This is a genomic window from Streptomyces sp. NPDC040405, from assembly GCF_055595765.1.
Genome location: NZ_JBVIVI010000009.1, coordinates 228,215 through 251,301 on the forward strand (window position 1 = coordinate 228,215; position 23,087 = coordinate 251,301).

Sequence of the window (23,087 nt, forward strand, 5' to 3'; positions counted from 1 at the left end):
GATGACGTCTTCGAGGAACAGCCGCGCCTCCGCCCTGCCCGAGGAAATGCGGGAAGCCCTGCGCCGCCGTCTGGCGGGCAAGGCCGGACGCGGGGCGATCCCCCGCGCGGACCGCACACCGCCCCTGCCGCTGTCCTTCGCGCAAGCGCGGCTGTGGTTCCTGCACACCCTCCAGCCCGACGAGGCGGGCTACAACAGCGCGGTCGCCCTGCGGCTGACCGGCGCCCTGGACCTGGCCGCGCTCTCCCGGGCGCTCGATGCCCTGGTGGAGCGCCACGAGGCGCTGCGGACCGTATTCGAGGACGGTGACGGGCAGCCGACGCAGGTGGTGCGCGAGGCCACCGCGGTTCCGCTGCCGGTGGCCGGCCTCACCGGCGACCCCGGAGCGCTGGACGACACACTGCTCGCCGAGTACTCCCGCCCGTTCGACCTGCGGACCGGGCCCCTGCTGCGGGCGCTGCTGGTCCGGCTGGCCGACGAGGAGCACGTCCTGCTGCTCACCGCCCATCACATCGTCACCGACGGCTGGTCCATGGGCATCCTGCTGGACGAGCTGTGCGCGCTGTACGGGGACGGGTCGGCCGACCTGCCGCCGGTTGCGGTGCAGTACCCGGACTTCGCGGTGTGGCAGCGGAAGCGGCTCTCCGGGGCCGCCCTCGACAAGCAGCTCGACTACTGGAAGGGGCGGCTCGCCGACACCGTCCCGCTGGAGCTGCCCACCGATCGGCCCCGGCCCAAGATGCGCACCTCGGCGGGCGCGGTGCACGAGTTCACTGTGGACCGCCGGGTCGCGGCGCGGCTGAAGGAGCTGGCGGCGGAGCGGCGCACCACCCTGTTCACCGTGCTGGTCGCCGCGTGCCAGGGGCTGTTCGCCCGCTGGTCGGGGCAGGACGACATCGCGCTGGGCACCGTCACGTCCGGCCGTGGCCGCACCGAACTGGAGCGCGCCGTCGGGTTCTTCGTGAACACCGTGGTGCTGCGTTCCGGGGTCGACGTCTCGCGTTCGTACCGCGAGCTGATCGACACCGCCGGTACGACGGTCCTCGACGCGTTCGCGCACGACGAGACGCCGTTCGAGCGGCTGGTGGAGGCCGTGGGGGCGCGCCGGGACGCCGGGCGCAACCCGCTGTTCGACGTCATGGTGCTGCTGCACAGCGCCCCGCGGGGCACGCCCCGCCCGGCCGGGCTGACGGCGACGAGCGTCGATGTGCCCCGGCAGTCGTCCACCTTCGACCTCAGCGTGGAATTCGTGGAGGACGACGGGGAGTTGCGCGGGCTGCTGGAGTACAGCACCGAGCTGTTCGACGGGGAGACCGCCGAGCGGATGGCGGGGCATCTGCTGGTGCTGCTCGACGCGGCGAGCGCCGAGCCGGACCGGCCGCTGCGGGAGCTTCCGCTGCTGACGGAGGACGAGAGGCGGCGGGTGGCGGAGTGGGAGCGCGGTCCCGCCCTGGGCACGGAGCCGACGACGTTCCCCGCCGTGTTCGAGGCGCAGGCGGCCCGTACCCCGGCGGCGACGGCCCTGGTCGCCGGGGAGGAGACGTACGACTTCGCGGCGCTCAACGCGGCCGCCAACCGGCTGGCGCACCAGCTGATCGGGCAGGGCGTCGGCCCCGAGCGGATCGTCGGGGTGAGGCTGCCGCGCACCGCCGACATGGTCGTGGCGATCCTCGCCGTCCTCAAGGCGGGCGGCGTCTATCTGCCCATCGACCCCGAACTCCCCGAGGAGCGCGTCGCGTTCCTCCTCGACGACGCCCGGCCGATGCTGGTGCTGGACGAGGCGGCCGTACGCGCGGTCCCCGCCACGCTGCCCCGGACCGACCCCACCGACGCGGACCGGACCGCCGCGCTGCACCCGGACGGCGCGGCCTACATCATCTACACCTCCGGCTCCACCGGCCGCCCCAAGGGCGTGGCCGTGGCGCACCAGGCCATGGTGAACCTGCTGGTGGGCCACCGCCACGGCTTCGTGGCCGAAGCGGGCGGCGGTCCGCTGCGCGCCGCGCTGACCGCGTCGTTCTCCTTCGACACCTCGCTGGAGGGGCTGCTGCTCCTGGCGGACGGCCATGAGCTGCACCTGATCGACGAGACCACCCGGCTCGATCCGGCCGCGCTGGTGGACCACATCGCGGGGCACCGGATCGACTTCCTCGACCTCACCCCGTCGTATCTGCGGCAGCTCCTCCCGGCCGGGCTGCTCACCGACGCCCGGCACCGGCCCCGGGTTCTGATGCTGGGCGGCGAGGCCATCGGGCAGACGCTGTGGCGGGAGCTGGCGGAGGCGCCCGGCACCACGGCGTACAACTTCTACGGTCCGACCGAGTGCACCGTCGACGCGCTCGCAGCCCGGATCGGCGGCGCCGGGCGTCCGGTGGTGGGACGGCCGCTGGGCAATCTGCGCGCGTACGTGCTCGACACCCGGCTCCGGCCCGTCCCGGCCGGGGTCGCGGGCGAGCTGTATCTCGCGGGTGACCAGCTCGCGCGCGGCTATCCGCACCGCGCGGGGCTCACCGCCGCGCGCTTCGTGGCGGATCCGTTCGGGCCCGCGGGCGGCCGGATGTACCGCACCGGCGATGTGGCCCGCTGGACCGCCACCGGGGAGCTGGACTACCTCGGCCGCGCCGACGACCAGGTGAAGATCCGCGGCCACCGGGTCGAACCGGGCGAGATCGAGGCCGCGCTGCTCGATCTGCCGTCCGTCGCCGAGGCGGCCGTGGTGGCCGTGACCGACGAGCGCGACCACGCACGGCTGGCCGCCTACTACGTACCGGCCGCCGCCACCGAACCGCCCACCGCGCAGGAGCTGCGGGCGGCCCTGAAGCGCACGCTGCCGGGCCACATGGTGCCCGGCGCCTTCCTCGCCCTCGACGCCATGCCGCTCACCACGAGCGGCAAGCTCGACCGGCGGGCGCTGCCCGCCCCACGGCCCGACGCCGACCGCCGGGAGAACGCCTATCTGGCCCCGCGTACCCCGGTGGAGGAGGAGCTGGCGCGGATCTGGGCCGAGGTGCTGGGCGCCGGGACGGTCGGGGTGTCCGACAACTTCTTCGAACTCGGCGGCGACTCGATCCTCAGCATCCAGGCCGTCTCCCGGGCGCGCCAGGCCGGGCTACGGCTCAACTCCCGGGACGTGTTCCTGCACCAGACGATCGCCGACCTGGCGGCCGCGATCGCCCCGCGCACCGCGCCCGGCGCCGAGGACGATGCCGAAGAGCCGACGGGTCCGGCGCCGCTGACCCCGATCCAGCACTGGTTCTTCGCCACCCACGGCCCGCTGCGCCACTTCACGATGTCGATGGTCGTGGACCTGCCGTACGACGTGGACGAGACCGCGCTGAACACCGCTCTGGACGCGGTCGCCGCCCACCATCCGGCGCTGCGGACCCGGTTCGTACGCGACGGCGACGGCGGCGAGTGGCGCCAGCACGCCGACGGCCCGGTGGCGGGGCCGCTGGTCCGCCGCCACGACCTGTCGGGGCTGGAGGGCGACGCGCTGCGCGCCGCGGCCGAGGCGGCCGCCGAGGCCGCCCGCGCCGAACTCGACCTCACCACGGGCGCGTTGCTGCGCGCCGCGCTGATCCTGCGCGGCGCGGGGGCCCGGCCGCGGTTGTTCCTGACCGCGCACCACCTGGCCGTGGACAGCGTGTCCTGGCGCATCCTGCTCGGTGATCTGGAGGCCGCGTACCGGCAGGCCGCGGCCGGGGAGCCGGTGCGGCTGGACCCGGTCGGCACCTCCTTCACCCGCTGGGCCCACCGGCTGAGCGGCCATGTGCTGGCCGGGGAGCTGGACGGCGACCTGCCGTACTGGGAGGGCGTGGCGCGCGCGGGCGGCCCGGACCTGCCGGTGGACCGCCCGGGCAGCGCCACCGCCGGAACCACCCGCACGGTCCGGGTGCGGCTGGACCACGACACGACCGACGCGCTGCTGCGCCGGGTGCCCGGGGTGTACCGGACGCAGATCAACGACGTCCTGATGAGCGCGCTCGGCCGGGTGCTCGCCGACTGGACGCGCACCGACCGGGTGCTGGTGGCGATGGAGGGCCACGGCCGGGAGGAGATCGACGACACCGCCGAACTGTCCCGGACCGTCGGCTGGTTCACCACCCAGTACCCGGTGGCGCTCACCCTGCCCGGGGGCGGCTGGGGCCCGGTCCTGAAGTCCGTGAAGGAGCAGCTGCGGGCGCTGCCCCGGCGGGGCCTGAGCTACGAGGCGCTGGCCCATCTGAGCGCGCCCGGCTCCCCCGCCCGTGTGCTGCGCGACGCCCCGCTGCCGGGCATCTGCTTCAACTACCACGGCCAGTGGGACTCCGTCACCGGCGACGACGCGTTCACCCTCACCGGCGAGGCCCTGGGGCGGGATCTCGCCGCCGATGAGCCCTCGACCTATGCGCTCGATGTGTCGGGCGTGGTGGCCGCCGGGGAACTGGAGCTGACCTGGCTCTACTCCGACCGCGTCCACGACGAGAGCACGGTGCGCGGGCTCGCGGACGCGATGCTGGCGGCGCTGCGGGAGATCGTCGGCCACTGCGCCGAGCCGGGCGCGGGCGGCCGTACGCCGTCCGACTTCCCGCTCGCCCGGCTGGACCAGGCGGGCGTGGACCGGCTGGTCGGGGACGGGCGCGGGACCGAGGACGTCTATCCGCTGACCCCGCTGCAGGAAGGCATGCTCTTCCACCGTCTGGTGGGCGACGGGAACGATGTCTATCTGGACCAGGCCACCCTGACCCTGGCCGGGGTGGGCGACCCGCGGGCGTTCGCCCTCGCCTGGCAGCAGACGGTCGACCGCACCCCGGTGCTGCGCAGCGGCGTGGTGTGGGAGGACGTCGAGCGGCCCGTGCAGTTCGTACGGCACCGGGCCGCCGTGCCCGTCACCCACGTGGACTGGCGGGAGCTGCCGGAGGAGCGGCGCGCGGCCGAACTGGACCGGCTCCGGGAACAGGATCTGGCGCTCGGTCTGGAGCTGACGGCGCCGCCGCTGATGCGGCTGACGCTTATCCAGCTTCCTGGCGACCGGCTGGAGTTGATCTGGACCTCGCACCATCTGATCCTGGACGGCTGGAGTCTGGCCCAGGTCTTCACCGAGGTGTGCGAGCGGTACGCCGCGGCGGCCCGGGGAGAGCTCCCGGCGCTGACCGCCCGGCGGCCGTTCCGCGACTATCTGCACTGGCTGGACCGCCAGGACGGGCGGGAGGCCGAGGAGCACTGGCGGGCGCTGCTCGCGGGGGTCACCGCGCCGACTCCGCTGCCGTACGACCGCAAGCCGCTGGAGTCCCACCGGGCCGGGTCCTCGGCGACCGTGGCGGTGGCGCTGGGCGCCGGGGTGTCGGCGCAGCTGCGCGCGGCTGCCCGGCGCTGCGGCCTGACGGTCAACACGATCGTGCAGGGCGCCTGGGCGCTGCTGCTGTCCCGGTACAGCGGTGAGGGCGACGTGGTGTTCGGCACCACCGTCTCGGGCCGCCCGGCGGAGCTGGCCGGGGTCGAGTCCATGGTGGGCATGTTCATCAACACCCTGCCCACCCGGGTACGGGTCGACGGCACCCGGAACACCGTGGAGTGGCTGCGGGAACTCCAGGTGGCGCAGGCCGGTTCGCGGGGCTTCGAATCCGTGTCGCTGGCCCAGCTGTCGGCCTGGAGCGAGGTCCCGGCCGGTACGCCGCTCTTCGACAGCATGGTGGCGTTCGAGAACTACCCCTTCGACGACTCCTCGGCGCGCGAGGCCGGGCTGCGGATCCTCGACGTCCACTCGACCGACGCCACGAACTTCCCGCTGAGCCTGCGGGCCCATCTGTCCGACCGGCTCGGCTTCGACCTCGGCTACGACCCGGAGCTGTTCGACGCACGCACCGCGGAAGCCCTCACGGACCGGCTGTGCCAGCTGCTGACCCAGATCGCGGCGGACCCCGACCGTCCGCTGCGGGCCCTGCCGTGGCTGACGGCCGAGGAGCAGCGGCGGATCCTGGTCGAGTGGAACGGCTCCGCGCGGAGCGCGCCGGAGCGGACCGTGGTGGACCTGTTCGAGGAGCAGGCCGCCCGTACCCCGGACGCGACCGCCGTCACCTGCGGCGCGGAGTCGCTGTCGTACGCGGAACTCGACGCGCGGGCGGGCCGGTTGGCCCACCGGCTCGCCGCCGGGGGCGCGGCGCGGGAGCGGTATGTGGCGCTGGCCCTGCCCCGCTCGCCCGACATGATCGTGGCGATCGTGGCCGTGCTGAAGACCGGGGCGGCGTATCTGCCGATCGACCCGGACCAGCCCGCCGGGCGGATCGCCCATATGCTCGCCGACACCGAACCCGTACTGCTGCTGACCACCACCGACCTGGCCGAGCGGATCGCGGCGGACACCGCCGTGCCCCGGCTGTGCCTGGACGACAGGGGCGTGGCCGCCGATCTGCGGGACCGCCCCGCCACCGTCCCGGCCGCCGCGCGGCCGCTGCCGGACAGCCCGGCCTACGCCATCTACACCTCGGGGTCGACCGGGATGCCCAAAGGCGTGGTCATCCCGCACGCCAACGTGGTCCGGCTGTTCTCGCAGACCGAAGCGTGGTTCTCGTTCGACGCGAGCGATGTGTGGACGCTGTTCCACTCCTACGCCTTCGACTTCTCCGTCTGGGAGATCTGGGGGCCGCTGCTGCACGGCGGCCGGCTCGTGGTCGTCCCGTACGCCGTCTCGCGCTCCCCGGAGGAGTTCCTGCGGCTGCTGGCGGATGAGCGGGTGACGGTGCTCAACCAGACGCCGTCGGCCTTCTACGCGCTGATGCGGGCGGACGAAGAGCGTCCCGGGTCGCGGCTGAGCCTGCGTACGGTGGTCTTCGGCGGTGAGGCGCTCGACCCGCGCCGTCTGGAGGGCTGGTACGCGCGGCACGCGGACACCGCGCCCGTCCTGGTCAACATGTACGGCATCACCGAGACCACCGTGCACGTCACCCATGTCGCGCTCGACCGTGCCACCGCGGCCGGGGCCACCGGCAGCGGCATCGGCACCGGCATCCCCGACCTGCGGATCTACGTCCTCGACGCGGCTCTCGAACCGGTGCCGCCGGGCGCGGTGGGCGAGCTGTACGTGGCGGGCGCGGGGCTGGCCCGTGGCTATCTGCGCCGTCCGGGGCTGACCGCGTCCCGTTTCGTCGCCGACCCGTTCGGCGCGCCGGGGAGCCGGATGTACCGCACCGGCGACCGGGCCCGGTGGAGCGCGGACGGCGAGCTGGAGTATCTGGGCCGCGCCGACGACCAGGTGAAGATCCGCGGTTTCCGGATCGAACCCGGTGAGATCGAGGCCGCCCTGACCGCGCATCCGGGCGTGGCCCACGCGGTGGTGACCGTGCGCGAGGACACCGGCCACCGGCGGCTGGTGGCCTACACCGTGGCCACCGGTCAGGACGCGCCGCCGTCCGCCGCCGAGCTGCGGGAATTCCTCGGGCGGACCCTGCCCGAGCACATGATTCCGGCCGCCTACGTCCCGCTGGCCACCCTGCCGCTGACCGCCAACGGCAAGCTGGACCGGGCGGCGCTGCCCGCCCCGCGCGCGGACGGCCTCGCAACGGGCGCCGAGCGGATCGCCCCGCGCACCGAGGCGGAAGCCACGGTGGCCCGGGTGTGGGCCGAGGTCCTGGGGGTCGAGGAGGCGGGGGCGGAGGACAACTTCTTCGCCCTGGGCGGCGATTCGATCCTCGCCATCCGGGTGGCCTCCCGGCTGCGCACCGCCTTCGGCACCGACGTCTCGCCGCGGTCGCTGTTCACCCATGCCACCGTCGCCGCCCTCGCCGCCGCCTTGAGCGCCCCGGACGGCGCCGCCCCGGGCGGGATGATCCCGGCCGTGGCGCGGGGCGGGGCGGACCTGCCGCTGTCGTACGCGCAAGCGCGCCTGTGGTTCCTGGACGGCTTCGACGACCGCGACACCGAGTATGTGACCCCGTTCGCGCTGCGGCTGCGCGGCCCGCTCGACACCGGTGCCCTGCGCACCGCGCTCGACGGCCTGGTGGCCCGGCACGAGCCGCTGCGGACCACGTTCGCCGAGATGGACGGCCGCGGTGTGCAGCGGATCCACGACCCGTACGCGGTGGAGCTGTCGCGCCACGACCTGACCGCTTTCCCCGCCGCCGAGCGCGAACGGGAGCTGGAGCGGCTGCTGGAGCGGGCGGGCGCCACCCCCTTCGACCTGGCCACCGGCCCCCTGCTGCGGGCGTCCCTGATCGGGCTGGACGACGAGGAACACGTCCTCACGCTGACGATGCATCACATCGTCACCGACGGCTGGTCCACCGCCGTCCTCAGCGACGATCTGAGCGAGCTGTACACCGCGGCGCGCGAAGGCCGGAGCCCGGAGCTGCCCCCGCTGCCGCTGGGGTACGCCGACTACGCGGCCTGGCAGCGCGACCCGGACGGCGGGGCCGCCACCGTGGAACCGCAGCTGGACCACTGGCGCAAGACGCTCGCCGACCTGGCCCCGCTGGAGCTGCCGACCGACCGGCCGCGCCCGGCCGTGCAGACCAAGAACGGGGCGCTGCTCGACTTCACCCTGGACGCGGGTCTGGTGGACCGGCTCCGCGAGACCGGGCGGCACAGCGAGAGCACCCTCTTCATGACCCTGCTCGCCACCTGCCAGGTGCTCCTGGCACGCTGGTCGGGGCAGGAGGACATCGCGGTGGGTACCGTGACCTCGGGGCGGGAGCGCCCCGAGCTGGAGCGCCTGGTCGGGATGTTCGTGAACACGCTCGTGCTGCGCGGCCGGGTGCGCGCGGAACGCCCGTTCGGCGAACTCCTCCGGGAGGTGCGGGACACCGTCCTTACCGCCTTCGCCCACCAGGACGTGCCGTTCGAGCGGATCGTGGACACGCTCCAGCCGGAGCGGGACACCAGCCGCACCCCGCTGTTCCAGGTGACGGTGGCGCTGCACAACCTGGGAGCCGAGGTACCGAGCCTGCCCGGGCTCGCCGTGGAGGCCGTGCGGATCCCGAGCCGGACCGCCGCCTTCGACCTCGGCTTCGACTTCGTGGCCCACCAGGGCGCCCTCACCGGGTACGTGGAGTACAACACCGACCTGTTCGACGCGGCGACCGTGCGGCGGATGACCGACCAGCTGCGGCTGCTGCTGGAGGCGGTGGCGGAGGACCCGGGCCGCCCGGTGGGCGAACTGCCGCTGCTGACCGCGCGGGAGCGCCACACCGTGCTGGAGGAGTGGAACGCCACCGCGCTCCCGGTGCCGGACACCACCTTCCCGCGCCACTTCGAGGAGCAGGCCGCCCGCACCCCGCACGCCACGGCGCTGGTGGCCCCCGATGCCACCCTCGACTTCGCCGGGCTGAACGCCCGCGCCAACCGGCTGGCCCACCATCTGATCGGCCTGGGGGCCGGTCCCGAGCGGGTGGTCGCGGTCAGGCTGCCGCGCGGCGCCGACCTGATGGTGGCCCAGCTCGCGGTCCTCAAGGCGGGCGGCGCGTATCTGTACCTCGACCCGGAACTGCCCGCCGAGCGTGCCCGGTTCCTGCTGGAGGACTCGGGCCCCGAGGTGGTCCTCACCCCCGAGGCGCTGCGCGACGCGCCGCTGGGCGATCTGCCCGCCACCGATCCCACCGACCGGGACCGGCGCTCCCCGCTGCGCCCCGCGAACACCGCGTACATCAACTACACCTCGGGTTCCACCGGCCGTCCCAAGGGCGTCGCCGTCGAACACCACCAGCTGGTCAACCTCTGCCACGACCACCTCGCCGGGCTCATCGCGCCGCACGCCGCCGAGGCGGGCCGTCCGCTGCGCGCGGCGCTGACCGCCGCCTTCTCCTTCGACACCTCCTGGGAGGGCGCGGTGTTCCTGGCCGCGGGCCAGGAGGTGCATCTGATCGACGACGCGGTACGGCTCGACCCGGACGCGCTGGTGGAGCTGATCGGCGCCCGGGAGCTGGACTTCCTCGACCTGACCCCCTCGTATCTCCACGAGCTGATGGCCGCCGGGCTGTTCGACGGCCGCCACCGGCCCCGGATCGTCATGGTGGGCGGCGAGGCGCTCGGGGCGCCGCTGTGGCGGGAGCTGCGCGCGGTGCCCGGGGTGGCCGCGTACAACTTCTACGGGCCCACCGAGTGCGCCGTCGACGCGGTGTACGGGCGCCTGGCCGACCTCGGGGACCGGCCGCTCATCGGGCGCCCCGGCCACAACCTGCGGGCGTACGTGCTGGACGCGGCGCTGCGCCCTGTACCCCCCGGGGTGCCGGGCGAACTGCATCTGGCCGGTGCCCAGGTCGTGCGCGGCTACCGGGGCCGACCGGGGCTGACCGCGTGCCACTTCGTCCCCGACCCGTACGGTCCGCCCGGCTCCCGGATGTACCGCACCGGCGACCGGGCCCGCTGGACGGCGGACGGGGTGCTCGAATTCCTCGGCCGCACCGACGAGCAGGTCAAGATCCGTGGCTTCCGCATCGAGCCCGGTGAGATCGAGGCCGCCGTGCTGGACCACCCGGCGGTCGAGGACGCCGTGGTGGTGGCCCGGGAGGACACCGGCCACCGGCGGCTGGTGTGCTACCTCGTGGCCACCGCGCCCGAAGCCGCGCCCGGCGCGGTGGAACTGCGCGCCCGGCTCAAGGAGAGCCTGCCCGACTACATGGTCCCGGCGGCCTTCGTGACGCTGGACCGGATGCCCCGTAACGACGCCGGAAAGGTCGACCGGCGGGCGCTGCCCGTGCCGCCCGCGCAACCGGACGCGGAGAGCGCGTACGTGGCGCCGCGCACCGAGACGGAAACCGTGCTCGCGCGCGTGTGGTCCGAGGTGCTGGGCACCCCGCGGATCGGGGTAGAGGACAACTTCTTCGCCCTGGGCGGCGATTCGATCCTCAGCATCCAGATCGTCTCCCGCGCCCGCCAGGCCGGGCTGCGGATCACCTCCAAGGATGTCTTCCGCCACCAGACCATCGCGGAACTCGGGTTGAGCGTCGGGGCCGCCCCGGCGGAGGACCGCGCCCCGGCCGGTCCCCCGGCGGGCCCGGCGCCGCTGACCCCGATCCAGCACTGGTACCTCGACGGGCGGCGGCCCGGCGATCCGCACCACTTCACCATGACCCAGCGGCTGCGGCTCGCCGACGGCCTCGACGAGGCGGCCCTGCGGCGGGCGGTGGACGCAGCTGTGGCGCACCACGCGGCGCTGCGCACCCGGTTCCTCGTCATCGACGGCCAGTGGCGGCAGGAGGTCCTGGCCACCGCGCCCGGTCCACTCCTCGAACGGCACGATCTGTCCGGCCTCGCCGGCGACGAGGCGCGGGCGCGCGCCATGCGGGAGGCCACGATCGCGGCCCAGACCGGTCTGGACATCGCCGAGGGCGCGGTGCTGCGGGCCCTGCTGTTCACCTACGGTCCGCAGCGGCCGCCCGAGTTGCTGCTCACCGTCCACCATCTGGTGGTCGACGGCGTGTCCTGGCGCGTCCTGCTGGGCGATCTGGAAACCGCCTACGCCCACGCCGCGGCCGGAGCCACGCCCGCTCTGCCCCCGGCGAGCAGCGCCTACGCGCACTGGGCGGCCCGGCTGGCGGAACACGCGCGGTCCGGCGGGCTGGACGGCGACCTGGCGTACTGGCAGCGCACCGCGCACACCACGCCCGCCCCGCTGCCCGTCGACCGCCGGGGCGCCAACACCCAGGAGACGGCGGCCACGGTGACCACTCGCCTCAGCCGCGCCGAGACCGACGCGCTGCTGCGCGACGTCCCGGACGTCTACCGCACCCAGATCAACGATGTGCTGCTCAGCGCGCTCGGCCGGAGCCTGGCCCGCTGGACCGGCGGCGACACCGTGCTGATCGGGGTGGAGGGCCACGGCCGCGAGGACCTCTTCGACGAGCTGGACCTGTCCCGTACGGTCGGCTGGTTCACCGCCGAGTTCCCGCTCGCGCTGACCGTCGCGCCGGACGCGGACTGGCGGGAGCTGCTCAGGTCCGTCAAGGAGCAGCTGCACGCCGTCCCGCACCGGGGGCTGAGTCACGGCGCGCTGCGCCACCTCTCCCCCGGCGCGGGCGCGGAACTGGCGGGCGGTCCGGCCCCGCAGATCGGGTTCAACTACCACGGTCAGTGGGATGTCGCCGCCGAGGAAGACGCCTCCGGACTCATCCGGGCCGCCCTGCCCGCCACCGGCCGGGACGCGCCGGACGGCGAGACCCGTACGTATCTGCTGGAGGTCACCGGAGCCGTCCAGGGCGGCCGTCTGGAGCTGGGCTGGACCTATCCGGCCCAGATGTACGACGAGGCGACCGTGCGCCGCCTCGCCGAGGACGTGGTCGCCGCGCTGCGGGAGATCGTCGCGCACTGCGCGGAGCCCGGCGCGGGCGGCCGTACCCCCTCCGACTTCCCGCTCGCCCGGCTCGACCAGCGCCGGGTGGACATAATCGCGGGCGACGGCAGGGACGTGGAGGACGTCTATCCGCTGACCCCGCTGCAGGCGGGCATGCTCTTCCACGGCCTGGTCGACACCCAGGGCGCCTACTTCGACCAGATCGCGCTGCGCATCGGCGGAATCGCCGACCCGGACGCGTTCGCCGCCGCCTGGCAGCGGGTCGTGGACCGGACACCGGTGCTGCGCAGCGAGGTCCGCTGGGAGGAGCTGGAGGAGCCGGTCCAGGTGGTGCGCAGGCAGGCCGTACTGCCCACCGCCCGGCACGACTGGCGTGACCTCTCCCCGGACGGGCGACAGGCCGCACTGGAGCGGCTGCTGGCCGAGGACCGGGCGGCCGGGATGGAGCTGACCGAGGCGCCGCTGACCCGGATCGCGGTGGCGCGGCTGACCGACGACGAGATCATGCTGGTGTGGACCTCTCACCATCTGATGCTCGACGGCTGGTCCACCGGGCAGATCTTCGCCGAGGTGTGCGCGTACTACGCGGCGCTCACCGAGGGCCGCACCGTGCAGCCGCCCGCGCGCCGCCCGTTCCGGGACTTCCTGCGCTGGCTGGGTGAGCAGGACCGGGAGCGGGCCGAGCGGCACTGGCGGGACGTCCTGGCGGGCTTCGGCGCCCGCACCCCACTGCCGTACGACCGGCCGCCCCGGGAGGCGCACCGCGCCACCTCGGGCGCGCTGACCCGGCTGGAGCTGACCCCTCAGGTGTCCGCGCGGCTGCGCGAGACGGCCCGGAGCCGCGGGCTGACGGTCAACACGGTGGTGCAGGGCGCCTGGGCGCTGCTGCTGTCCCGGTACAGCGGCGAGAGCGACGTGGTGTTCGGCACGACCGCCTCGGGGCGCCCGGACGGGCTGCCGGGGGTGGAGACGATGGTCGGCATGTTCATCAACACGGTCCCCACCCGGGCCGTGGCGGACGGCGGCCGCGACGTGGTGCGGTGGCTGCGGGAGCTCCAGGAGCAGCAGAGCGAGTCCCGCCGCTTCGACTTCGTCGCCCTCTCCCGGATCCAGGCCCTGAGCGAACTGCCCGCCGCCGAGGCGCTGTTCGACTCCATGGTGGTCTTCGAGAACTACCCCTTCGACGAGGATTCGGCGTCCGGCGCCGGGATCGCCATCCGGGAGGTGCGGGCCGAGGACGCCACGAACTTCCCGCTGTGCCTGCGCGCCTACCTCGGCGACCGGCTCGGGTTCGACATCGCCTACGATCCCGCGCTGTTCGACGCGGCGACGGCGGAGCGGGCCGCGCGCCATCTGGGGACGCTCCTGACCGGTATCGCCGACGGCGCCGGGCGCACCCTGGACGATCTGCGGCTGCTGACCGGCGCCGAGGAGCGCCGGGCGGTGCGGGAGGGGAACGACACCGCCCGGCCACTGCCCACGGGCTCGCTCGCGGAGCTGTTCGCCGAGCAGACCGCGCGCACCCCGGACGCCCTCGCCGTCACCGACGGCGACACCGCGCTGAGCTACCGCGACCTCGACGCGTGGTCCGGTCAACTCGCCGCCGTACTCGCCGAGTCGGGGGTGCGGGCCGAGGAGCGGGTGGCGCTGCTCATGGACCGGTCGGCCGAACTCGTCGTGGCGCAGCTCGCGGTGGTCAAGGCGGGCGGAGTGTACGTACCGGTGGACGCCCGCGCGCCGCGCGCACGGCAGCGGGAGCTGCTGGAGCAGACGGCCGCGAAGACCGTGCTGACCGCGGACGAGGTGGCCGCCGCGCGCGACGGCGAGCGGACACCGCCGGTCGTGGCGGCGGACCGGGACAACCTGGCGTACGTGATGTTCACCTCCGGGTCGACCGGGGTGCCGAAGGGCGTGGGGGTGCGCCACCGCGATGTGGCGGCGCTCGCCTTCCACCGGGCGTTCGCCAGCGGCGGGCACGAACGGGTGCCGCTGCACTCCCCGGTGGCGTTCGACGCCGCCACCTACGAAGTGTGGGTGCCGCTGCTGCGCGGCGGCCGGGTGGTGGTGGCCCCGCCGGGTGAGCTGGACGCGGCGGCGCTGCGGCGGCTGGTGGCCGCCGACGGCGTGACGGGCCTGTGGCTGACCGCCGGGCTGTTCCGGCTGCTGGCGCAGGACGCCCCGGAGTCTTTCGCGGGACTGCGCGAGGTGTGGACCGGTGGCGATGTGGTGCCCGCGGCGGCCGTACGGAGGGTGCTCGCGGCCTGCCCCGGGCTGACCGTGGTGGACGGGTACGGGCCGACCGAGACGACGACGTTCGGGACGGCCTTCCCGATGTCCGAGGCCGACCGGGTGCCCGAGGTGGTGCCGATCGGCGGGCCGCTGGACAACATGCGGGCGTACGTCCTGGACGCGCGGCTGCGGATCGTCCCGCCGGGTGTCGTCGGGGAGCTCTTCGTCGCGGGTGAGGGCGTGGCCCGCGGCTATCTGGGGCGGCCCGGCGCGACGGCGGCGGCCTTCCTCGCCGATCCGTACGGGCCCGCCGGGGAGCGGATGTACCGCACCGGCGACCTGGCGCGGCGGCGGCCGGACGGCACGGTGGAGTTCGTCGGCCGCGCCGACCACCAGGTGAAGGTCCGGGGCTTCCGGATCGAGCCGGGCGAGGTGGAGAGCGTGCTGACCGCGCACCCCGGGGTGGCGGACGCGGCGGTGGTGGCCCGAGAGGACCGTCCCGGGGTGAAGCGGCTGGTGGCGTATGTGGTGTTGGGCGGTGAACCGGCCGTGGACGGCGCGGAGTTGCGCGCCCATGTGGCGGCCGGGCTGCCGGACTACATGGTCCCGTCCGCGGTCGTCCTGCTGGACGCGCTGCCGCTGAGCCGCAACGGCAAGCTGGACCGCGCGGCGCTGCCCGCCCCCGGTCCCGCCCCGGACCGGGCGGCCTACGTCGCTCCGCGTGACGAGGCCGAGCGGCGCACGGCGCTGATCCTGACCGAGGTGCTGGGGGTCGAACGGGTCGGCGCCGAGGACGACTTCTTCGCCCTCGGCGGTGACTCCATCCTCAGCATCCGGCTCACCTCGCGGCTGCGGGAGGCGTTCGGGGCGGAGATCTCGCCCCGGCTGGTGTTCACCCACTCGACCGTGGCCGCCCTCGCCACCGCCCTCACCGAGGCGAGCGGCCGTACGGACGGCAGGTCCACGCCGATCACACCGGTGCCCCGGGACGCGGAGCTGCCGCTGTCGTATCCCCAGCAACGCCTGTGGTTCCTGGACTCCTTCGCACCGGACAGCACCGAGTACATCACCCCGCTGGCGCTGCGGATGCGCGGCACCCTCGACGTCCGGGCGCTGGAGGACGCGCTGACCGCGCTGGTGGCCCGGCACGAGTCGCTGCGCACCACCTTCGACGCGGTGGACGGGCGCGGCGTGCAGATCGTGCACGAGCCCGCCCCGGTCCCGCTCGCCCGGCACGATCTGTCGGACCTCCCCGCCGAACGGCGGGAGGCGGAGCTGACGGAGTTGCTGGCGCGGGAGCGGGAGCGCCCGTTCGACCTGCGGCGCGGCCCGCTGCTGCGGACCGGGCTGATCCGGCTGGGCGCCGAGGACCACGCGCTCACCCTGACGCTGCACCACATCATCACCGACGGCTGGTCCACCGGTGTGCTCCTCGGCGATCTGCGCGAGCTGTACCGGGCGGCGTCCAGCGGCGAGGCGGCGGCGCTGCCACCGCTTCCGGTGCAGTACGCCGACGTCGCGGCCTGGCAGCGCACCGAGCTGTCCGGTCCGCAGACCGACGAACAACTGACGTACTGGAAGCGGCAGTTGAGCCATGTCGAGCCGCTGGAGCTGCCCACCGACCGGCCCCGTCCGGCGGTGCGGAGCGGACACGGCGCGACGGCGGAGTTCGAGGTGCCCGCGGCCGTGAACCGGCGTCTCAAGGAGTACGGACAGGCCCGTGGCACGACCCTCTTCATGACGCTGGTGGCGGCGGCCCAGGTGCTCCTGGCCCGGCTGTCGGGCCAGGAGGACATCACCGTGGGAACGGTCACCTCGGGGCGGGAGCGCGCCGAGGCGGAGCATCTGATCGGCTTCTTCGTCAACACGCTGGTGCTGCGCTCCTCGGTCGACCCCGAGCGGGGCTTCACCGATCTCCTGGCCGATGTGCGCGGCACCGTCCTGGACGCCTTCGCCCACCAGAGCGTGCCGTTCGAGCGGGTGGTGGACGAGGTGCAGCCCACCCGGGACACCAGCCGGACACCGCTGTTCCAGGCGATGGTGGTGCTCCAGAACATCCCCGGCGGGCCGCTGGACCTGCCCGGTCTCGCGCTGGCGGACATCGCCCCCGAGACCAGCACCGCGAGCTTCGACCTCACGCTGGAGTTCGCCGAGGCCGACGGGGGCGTACTGCGCGGGCTGATCAGCTACAGCACCGACCTGTTCGACGCGCCGACGGCCGAGCGGATGGGCGCCGCCCTCCGTACGCTCCTCACCGGCATCGCCGACGACCCGGACCGGGCGGTGGGCGCGCTGCCGCTCGCCACCCCGGCCGAGCTGCGGCGGACCCTCGTCGAGTGGAACGCCACCGGGCACCCCGTACCCCCGGCCACGCTGGCCGAGCTGTTCGCGCGGCAGGCCGCGGTGTCCCCGGACGCCACGGCCGTGCGGTACGGGGCGGGCACGCTCACCTTCGCCGAGCTGGACACGGCCGCGAACCGGCTGGCGCACCGGCTCATCGGGCGCGGTGTGCGGCCGGAGAAGCTGGTGGCGCTGGTGCTGCCGCGGTCGGTGGAGATGGTGGTGGCCCAGCTGGCGGTGGTGAAGGCGGGCGGCGCGTTCCTGCCGGTCGACCCCAACTACCCGGCGGAGCGGGTGGCGTTCATGCTGCGCGACTCCGAGCCCCTGGTGGTCCTGGACGACCCGGCGTCGGTGTGGGCCGGGGACGGTCCCGCCGATCCGCCCGCCGCGCGGGGGCTGACCCCGGACCATCCGGCGTACGTCATCTACACCTCCGGGTCCACCGGAGTGCCCAAGGCGGTCGTGGTCACCCACGCGGGGCTGGCGAGCTTCTCGGCCGCCGCCGCGGCACGCTACGACGTCCGGGCCGGGGACCGCGTCCTGCAGTTCGCCTCGCCGAGCTTCGACGCCTCCGTACTGGAGCTGTGCGTATCCCTGCCGAGGGGTGCGGCGCTCGTCGTCGCGGAGGAGGGACCGCTGCTGGGCGAGCGGCTGGCCCAGGTGCTGACCGAGCACCGGATCACCCACGCCCTCATTCCCCCGGCGGCGCTGGCCACCGTGCCGGAGGGGGCCGGTGTCCCGGAGCTGCGCACCCTGATCGTCGGCGGTGACGCGTGCTCCGCCGAACTGGTGGACCGCTGGGCCCCGGGACGCCGGATGATCAACTCGTACGGTCCGACCGAGGCGACCGTGGTGAGCACCTGGTCCGGGCCCCTGACCGCCGGTTCCGGGGTGCCGCCGATCGGCGGGCCGATCCGGAACACCCGGGCCTATGTGCTGGACTCCGCGCTGCGCCCGGTTCCGGTGGGCGTGGCCGGGGAGCTGTACGTGGCCGGGGCCGGTCTGGCACGCGGCTATCTGGGCCGCCCCGGGCTGACCGCCTCCCGCTTCCTGGCCGATCCGTTCGGCCCCGCGGGCGGGCGGATGTACCGCACGGGCGATGTGGTGCGCTGGACCGCCGACGGCGAGCTGCGGTTCGTCGGCCGGGCCGACGACCAGGTCAAGGTGCGGGGCTTCCGGATCGAGCCGGGCGAGGTGGAGAGCGCGCTGCGGCGCAGCCCCGAGGTGCGCGAGGCGGTGGTGGCCGTGTGGGACAGCGGGCCCACGCCCGAGCATCCGTCCGGGCTGAAGCGCCTGGTCGGCTATGTGGTTCCGGCGGAGGACAGCGCGCCGACCGCCGCGTCGCTGCGCGACTTCCTGGGCCGGACCCTGCCGCCCCACATGGTGCCGACGGCGTTCGCCACCCTGGCGGAGCTGCCGCTCACCCCCAACGGAAAGGTGGACCGGCGCGCCCTGCCCGATCCGGATCCGGCACCGGCCCCCGGCGCGGACCATGTCGCGCCGCGCACCCCGATGGAGAGCCGGATCGCGGCGATCTGGGCGGACGTCCTCGGGCTGGACCGGGTCGGCGTGCACGACAACTTCTTCGACCTCGGCGGGGATTCCATCCTGAGCATCCAGGTCGTCTCCCGCGCCCGCCAGTCGGGGCTGCGGGTGTCCACCAAGGACCTCTTCACCCATCAGTCGGTGGCCGCCCTGGCCGCGGTGGCGACGACGGAACAGGAGGAGGGCGGTGCGGAACCGGTGACCGGTGCCCTGCCGCTCACCCCGATCCAGCGCTGGTTCTTCGCCACCCACACCGTCAACCCGCACCACTTCAACCAGTCCACCCTGCTGGAGCTGGACCAGCAGCTGGACGAAGCCGCGCTGGAACGGGCGCTGGCCGCCCTCCTCACCCACCATGACGCGCTGCGGATGCGGTTCACCGAAGAGGACGGCGCGTGGCGGCAGTACAACCCGGAGCCCGAACCGGCGGCCGTCCTCGCCCGGTACGACCTGTCGGGGCTGCCGCCGCACGAGGCGGACGCGGCGATGGAGAAGACGGCCGACGCCCTGCACGCGGGCTTCGACCTCGGCAGCGGTCCGCTGCTGAAGGCCGCGCTCTTCCGGTTCGGCGACGACCGGCGGCCCTTCCTCTTCCTGACCGCGCATCATCTGGTCATCGACGGGGTGTCCTGGCGGATCGTGCTGGACGACCTGGACACCGCGTATCAGCAGAGCGCGCGCGGCGCGACCGTCGACCTCGGGACCAAGACGACCTCGTTCCGGGACTGGGCCCGGCAGCTCGCCGAGCAGGTCGCGGACGGCGCCCTGGACCACGAGGCCGACCACTGGGCCGCGGCGCTGGACGCGCGGCCGCTGCCGGTCGACCACGAGTCGTCCGCCCCGGGGGCCGAGACCCGGGCGGTTCCGGTGGAGATCGACGAGGCGGATACGGAGGCGCTGCTGCGCGCGGCCCCCACCGCCTACCGCACCCGCATCAACGATGTGCTGCTGGCCGCCCTGGCGCTGGCCCTGTCGCGCTGGACCGGCCGGGACCGGATCTCCGTCGAACTGGAGGGCCACGGGCGCGAGGACGTCATCGAGGGCGCCGATCTCTCCCGTACGGTGGGCTGGTTCACCACGATGTACCCGGTCTCCTTCGACCTGCCCGCCGCCCGGGATTCCGCGTCCGTCGACTGGCGCGGCCTGGTCAAGTCGGTCCGGCGTCATCTGCGGGCCGTCCCCGGCAACGGCTTCGGCTTCGGGGCGCTGCGGACCTTCGGCACGGCCGCCGTACGGGAGCGGCTGACCGGCACCGGCGACGGGCCCCAGGTCGTGTTCAACTACCTCGGCCAGTGGGACGCCCGCTCCGCCGAGGCCAAGGACGGCCTCGTCCACGCCGAACACGGCTCCTTCGGCCAGGACCACGACCCGCGCGAGGGCGGCTCGCATCTGCTGGAGGTCGTAGGCGCGGTGCAGAACGGACGGCTCGGCTTCACCTGGTACTACCGTCCGGGCGTCCACGAAGAGTCGACCGTGGCGGCGGTGGCCGCGGACTTCGCGGACGCGCTGCGCCGTATCGCCCAGGACTGCCGGGGTGCCGTATGACCGGGCACCGCGCCGCCCCCGCGGCGCCCCCGGTGGACCCGCCGCTGCCGCTGTCGCGCAACCGCGGCTACCGGCTGCTGTGGGGCAGCCAGGCGCTGTCGGAGTTCGGCTTCCACGCGACGATGATCGCGTTCCCGCTGCTGGTCCTGGCGCTCACCGGCTCGGGCGCCGCCTCCGGTCTGGTGATGGGCACGATCGCCGCCGCCCAGATGGTGGCCGGGCTTCCGGCCGGTGTCCTGGTGGACCGCTACGACCGCAAAACGATCATGCTCGGCTGTGAGGCGGCCCAGGCGGTGTCCGCCGTCAGCCTGGTCGTCGCGGTGTGGAGCGACGCGGCCACCGTGCCGCACATGGTCGCCGTCGCCGCGGTGTTCGGGGCCGCCGCCGCCCTCTTCGAACCGGCGGAGAACGCCGCGCTGCCGCTGCTGGTGGACGACGCCCAGCTGCCCGCGGCGGTCTCGATGAACACGGCGCGGGCGTCGATGGGGCAGCTCTCGGGCACCGCCACCGGCGGGTTCCTGTTCGCCGTGGGGCGCTTCGTCCCCTTCCTGGCCGACGCCGTCATGCACACCCTCTCGTTCGTCGCGCTGCTCTTCCTCCGGCTGCCGAAGCGGGAGCGGCCCGCCACCCCGCCCGGCAGGCTCGGCCACGAGATGCTGACCGGCCTGCGGTGGGTGTGGCGGGAGCGGCGGATCCGGGTCACGATCCTGTGCGCGGTCGTGCTGAACCTGTTCTTCAGCGCCTTCTACCTCGTCGTCATCGTGCTCGCCGGAACCCGGGGGGTGCCCTCCGGGGAAGTCGGGGTGATGGCGGCCATGCTCGGGGTGGGCGGGGTCCTCGGCGCGTTCGCCGCGCCCGTACTCCACAGCCGCCTCGGCTCCTACCGCGCCATCGTGGCGGTGTTCTGGGCGCTGGCCGTGCTCACCCCGGTCGCCGCCTTCGTGCACAGCGGCTATCTGACCGGCGTGCTCTTCGCCCTGATGGCGCTGTTCCCGCCCACCGCGAACACCGCGATCATGACGGACCAGCTGCTGCGCACCCCGGACGAGCTGCGCGGCAGGCTCACCAGCGTCCTCGCCCTGGCCTGCGGCGCCGCGGGCGCCGCGGGCCCCGCGCTGGGCGGCCTGCTCACCCAGGGGCTGCCGGGCGACCGGGCGATCCTGGTGTGCTCGGCCGGGATGGCCGCCGCGGCCGTCCTCGCCACCGCCAGCCCGACCCTGCGCGGGCTGTCCCCGAACGCCCCGTCCGGCAACGAGCCGACGGGGACCTGAGAACCGTATCCGCGAGAAATCAGTACCGAAAAAGGAGAAAGACGATGGACGACAACGCCCGCTACCAGGTGCTCCGCAACGACGAGGACCAGTACTCCTTGTGGCCCGCCGACCTCGACGTCCCCGACGGCTGGCAGACCGTCGGCAAGGAGGGCACCAAGGACGAGTGCTCGGCCTACGTCGACGAGGTGTGGACCGACATGCGGCCCCGCAGCCTGCGCGAGCGCATGGCCGACTCGCCCTCCTGAACGGCCCCCGGCACCCGCCGGGGAATCTCCGGGGCGCGGTGTCCGTTTCCGCCGAGGAGGCCGGACACCGCACCCGCAGGAGGCAACCCATGTACGGCGACACCGCGACGATCCGCACGATCCTGAGCGAGCTGGGAGACACCTGGGCCGTCGTCGGTCTGTCCTCCAACCAGGCCCGCGCGGCCTATGGCGTGGCCGGGGTGCTCCAGCGCCACGGCAAGCGCGTCGTGCCCGTCCACCCGAAGGCCGAGACGGTGCTCGGCGAACCCGGGTACGCCACGCTGGCCGACGTCCCGTTTCCGGTCGACGTGGTCGATGTGTTCGTCAACTCCGAGCTGGCCGGGCCGGTCGCCGACCAGGCGGTGGCGATCGGCGCCAAGGCGGTGTGGTTCCAGCTCGGCGTCGTCGATCCGGCGGCGTACGAGCGGACCCGTGCGGCGGGGCTGGAGATGGTGATGGACCGCTGCCCCGCCATCGAGCTTCCGCGGCTGGGCCGTTAAAGGGTTTGGGGCCGACGCGGCGCGGCGGTTAGCTTCGCTCCATGATCCCGATACGTGCCGCCCGCCCCGCCGACGCCGCCGAGCTGGTGCGGCTGCGCCGCCTGATGTTCCTCGCGATGCACGGCGAGGACGAGCCGGGGCCCTGGGAGGCGAGGGCCGAGGAGGTCGTCCGGCGGCAGTTGAGCGAGCCGGAGCGCGTGCTCGGCGCGTTCGTCGTGGACGGGGACATCGCGGACGGGGGCGGGCCCGGGGCGCCGCATCTGGCGGCGTGCGCGGTGGGGCGAGTGGAGGAGCGGCTGCCCGCGCCCAGCCACCCCGCCGGGTATTTCGGCTTCATCTTCAACGTATGCACCGACCCGCGCTACCGGGGCCGCGGCTATGCCCGCGCGACGACGGAGGCGCTGCTCGACTGGTTCGCCGGGCAGGGCGTCACCCGCGTCGATCTGCACGCCACGGACGACGCCGAGGAGCTGTACCGGAGCCTGGGCTTCGCCGAGCACTCCACCGCGCTGTCGCTGGACCTGTCCCGGCGCCGCGGCTGACCGCTACCCGGCCAGCCCCTCCAGCACGACCGCGCCGGGCAGCCCGGCGAGCACCTTGCCCGGCACGATGAGCTTGCCCCGGCGGCTGCCGCTGCCGATGAGCGCGTACGGGATGTCGGCGACGGCGGCGTCCAGCAGGAGCGGCCAGTCGGCGGGCAGCCCGATCGGGGTGATGCCGCCGAACTCCATGGCGCTCTCGCCGGTCGCCGTACTCGTAGGCGCGAACGACGCCTTGCGGGCGCCCAGTTGGCGGCGTACGGCCCCGTTGACGTCCGCTCGGGTGTGGGCGAGGACCAGGCACGCGGCGAGCGTGACCTCGCCGCCCCGCTTCCCGGCCACCACCACGCAGTTGGCGGACTGCTCCAGCAGCCAGGAGCCGTAGTTCTCCACGAGCACGGCGGTGTCGGCCTTGTCCGGGTCGGTGTCCACGTACAGCACCTGCTCCACCGGGCCGGTGCCGCGCCAGTCGCGCAGCGCGCCCGCGACCGGGGCGGCCAGCAGGTCCAGGCATTCCACGGCGGGACGGACCTCGTCGAAGGCATCCATCGGGGTAGGCATGCGGCTCAAGTTAGCAGGCCGGGCGGGGTGCCACGGCCGCCCTCCCG

Annotated in this window: 6 protein-coding genes; 5 read left to right on the forward strand and 1 reads right to left on the reverse strand. The window is 74.3% G+C overall.

Translation table 11 applies throughout. The features are described from left to right. The first annotated feature begins 1 nt into the window (after position 1). From ACZ59A_RS32425 to ACZ59A_RS32445, 5 genes are all read left to right on the forward strand, one after another. On the forward strand, positions 2-19,921 hold the full coding sequence (locus ACZ59A_RS32425) for a non-ribosomal peptide synthase/polyketide synthase (protein WP_470966099.1): 19,920 nt from the start codon (positions 2-4) through the stop codon (positions 19,919-19,921). Continuing rightward, on the forward strand, positions 19,918-21,192 hold the full coding sequence (locus ACZ59A_RS32430; RefSeq protein WP_470966101.1) for an MFS transporter: 1,275 nt from the start codon (positions 19,918-19,920) through the stop codon (positions 21,190-21,192). Before ACZ59A_RS32425 ends, ACZ59A_RS32430 begins: the two co-directional genes overlap by 4 nt. Before the next feature lie 44 nt (positions 21,193-21,236). Continuing rightward, entirely contained in the window at positions 21,237-21,440 is a 204-nt protein-coding gene (locus ACZ59A_RS32435) for an MbtH family protein (protein ID WP_470966104.1), read from the forward strand. An 89-nt stretch (positions 21,441-21,529) separates the two neighbouring features. Beyond that, entirely contained in the window at positions 21,530-21,940 is a 411-nt protein-coding gene (locus tag ACZ59A_RS32440) for a CoA-binding protein (protein WP_470966106.1), read from the forward strand. Between the two features lie 41 nt (positions 21,941-21,981). Beyond that, positions 21,982-22,482 carry a GNAT family N-acetyltransferase gene (locus ACZ59A_RS32445; protein ID WP_470966109.1) on the forward strand — a complete coding sequence of 167 codons (501 nt, stop codon included), beginning with the start codon at positions 21,982-21,984 and terminating at the stop codon, positions 22,480-22,482. Between the two features lie 3 nt (positions 22,483-22,485). Here ACZ59A_RS32445 and ACZ59A_RS32450 read toward each other — a convergent pair whose 3' ends face one another. Next, positions 22,486-23,040 carry a YbaK/EbsC family protein gene (locus ACZ59A_RS32450; protein WP_470966111.1) on the reverse strand — a complete coding sequence of 185 codons (555 nt, stop codon included), beginning with the start codon at positions 23,038-23,040 and terminating at the stop codon, positions 22,486-22,488. Positions 23,041-23,087: the final 47 nt, after the last annotated feature.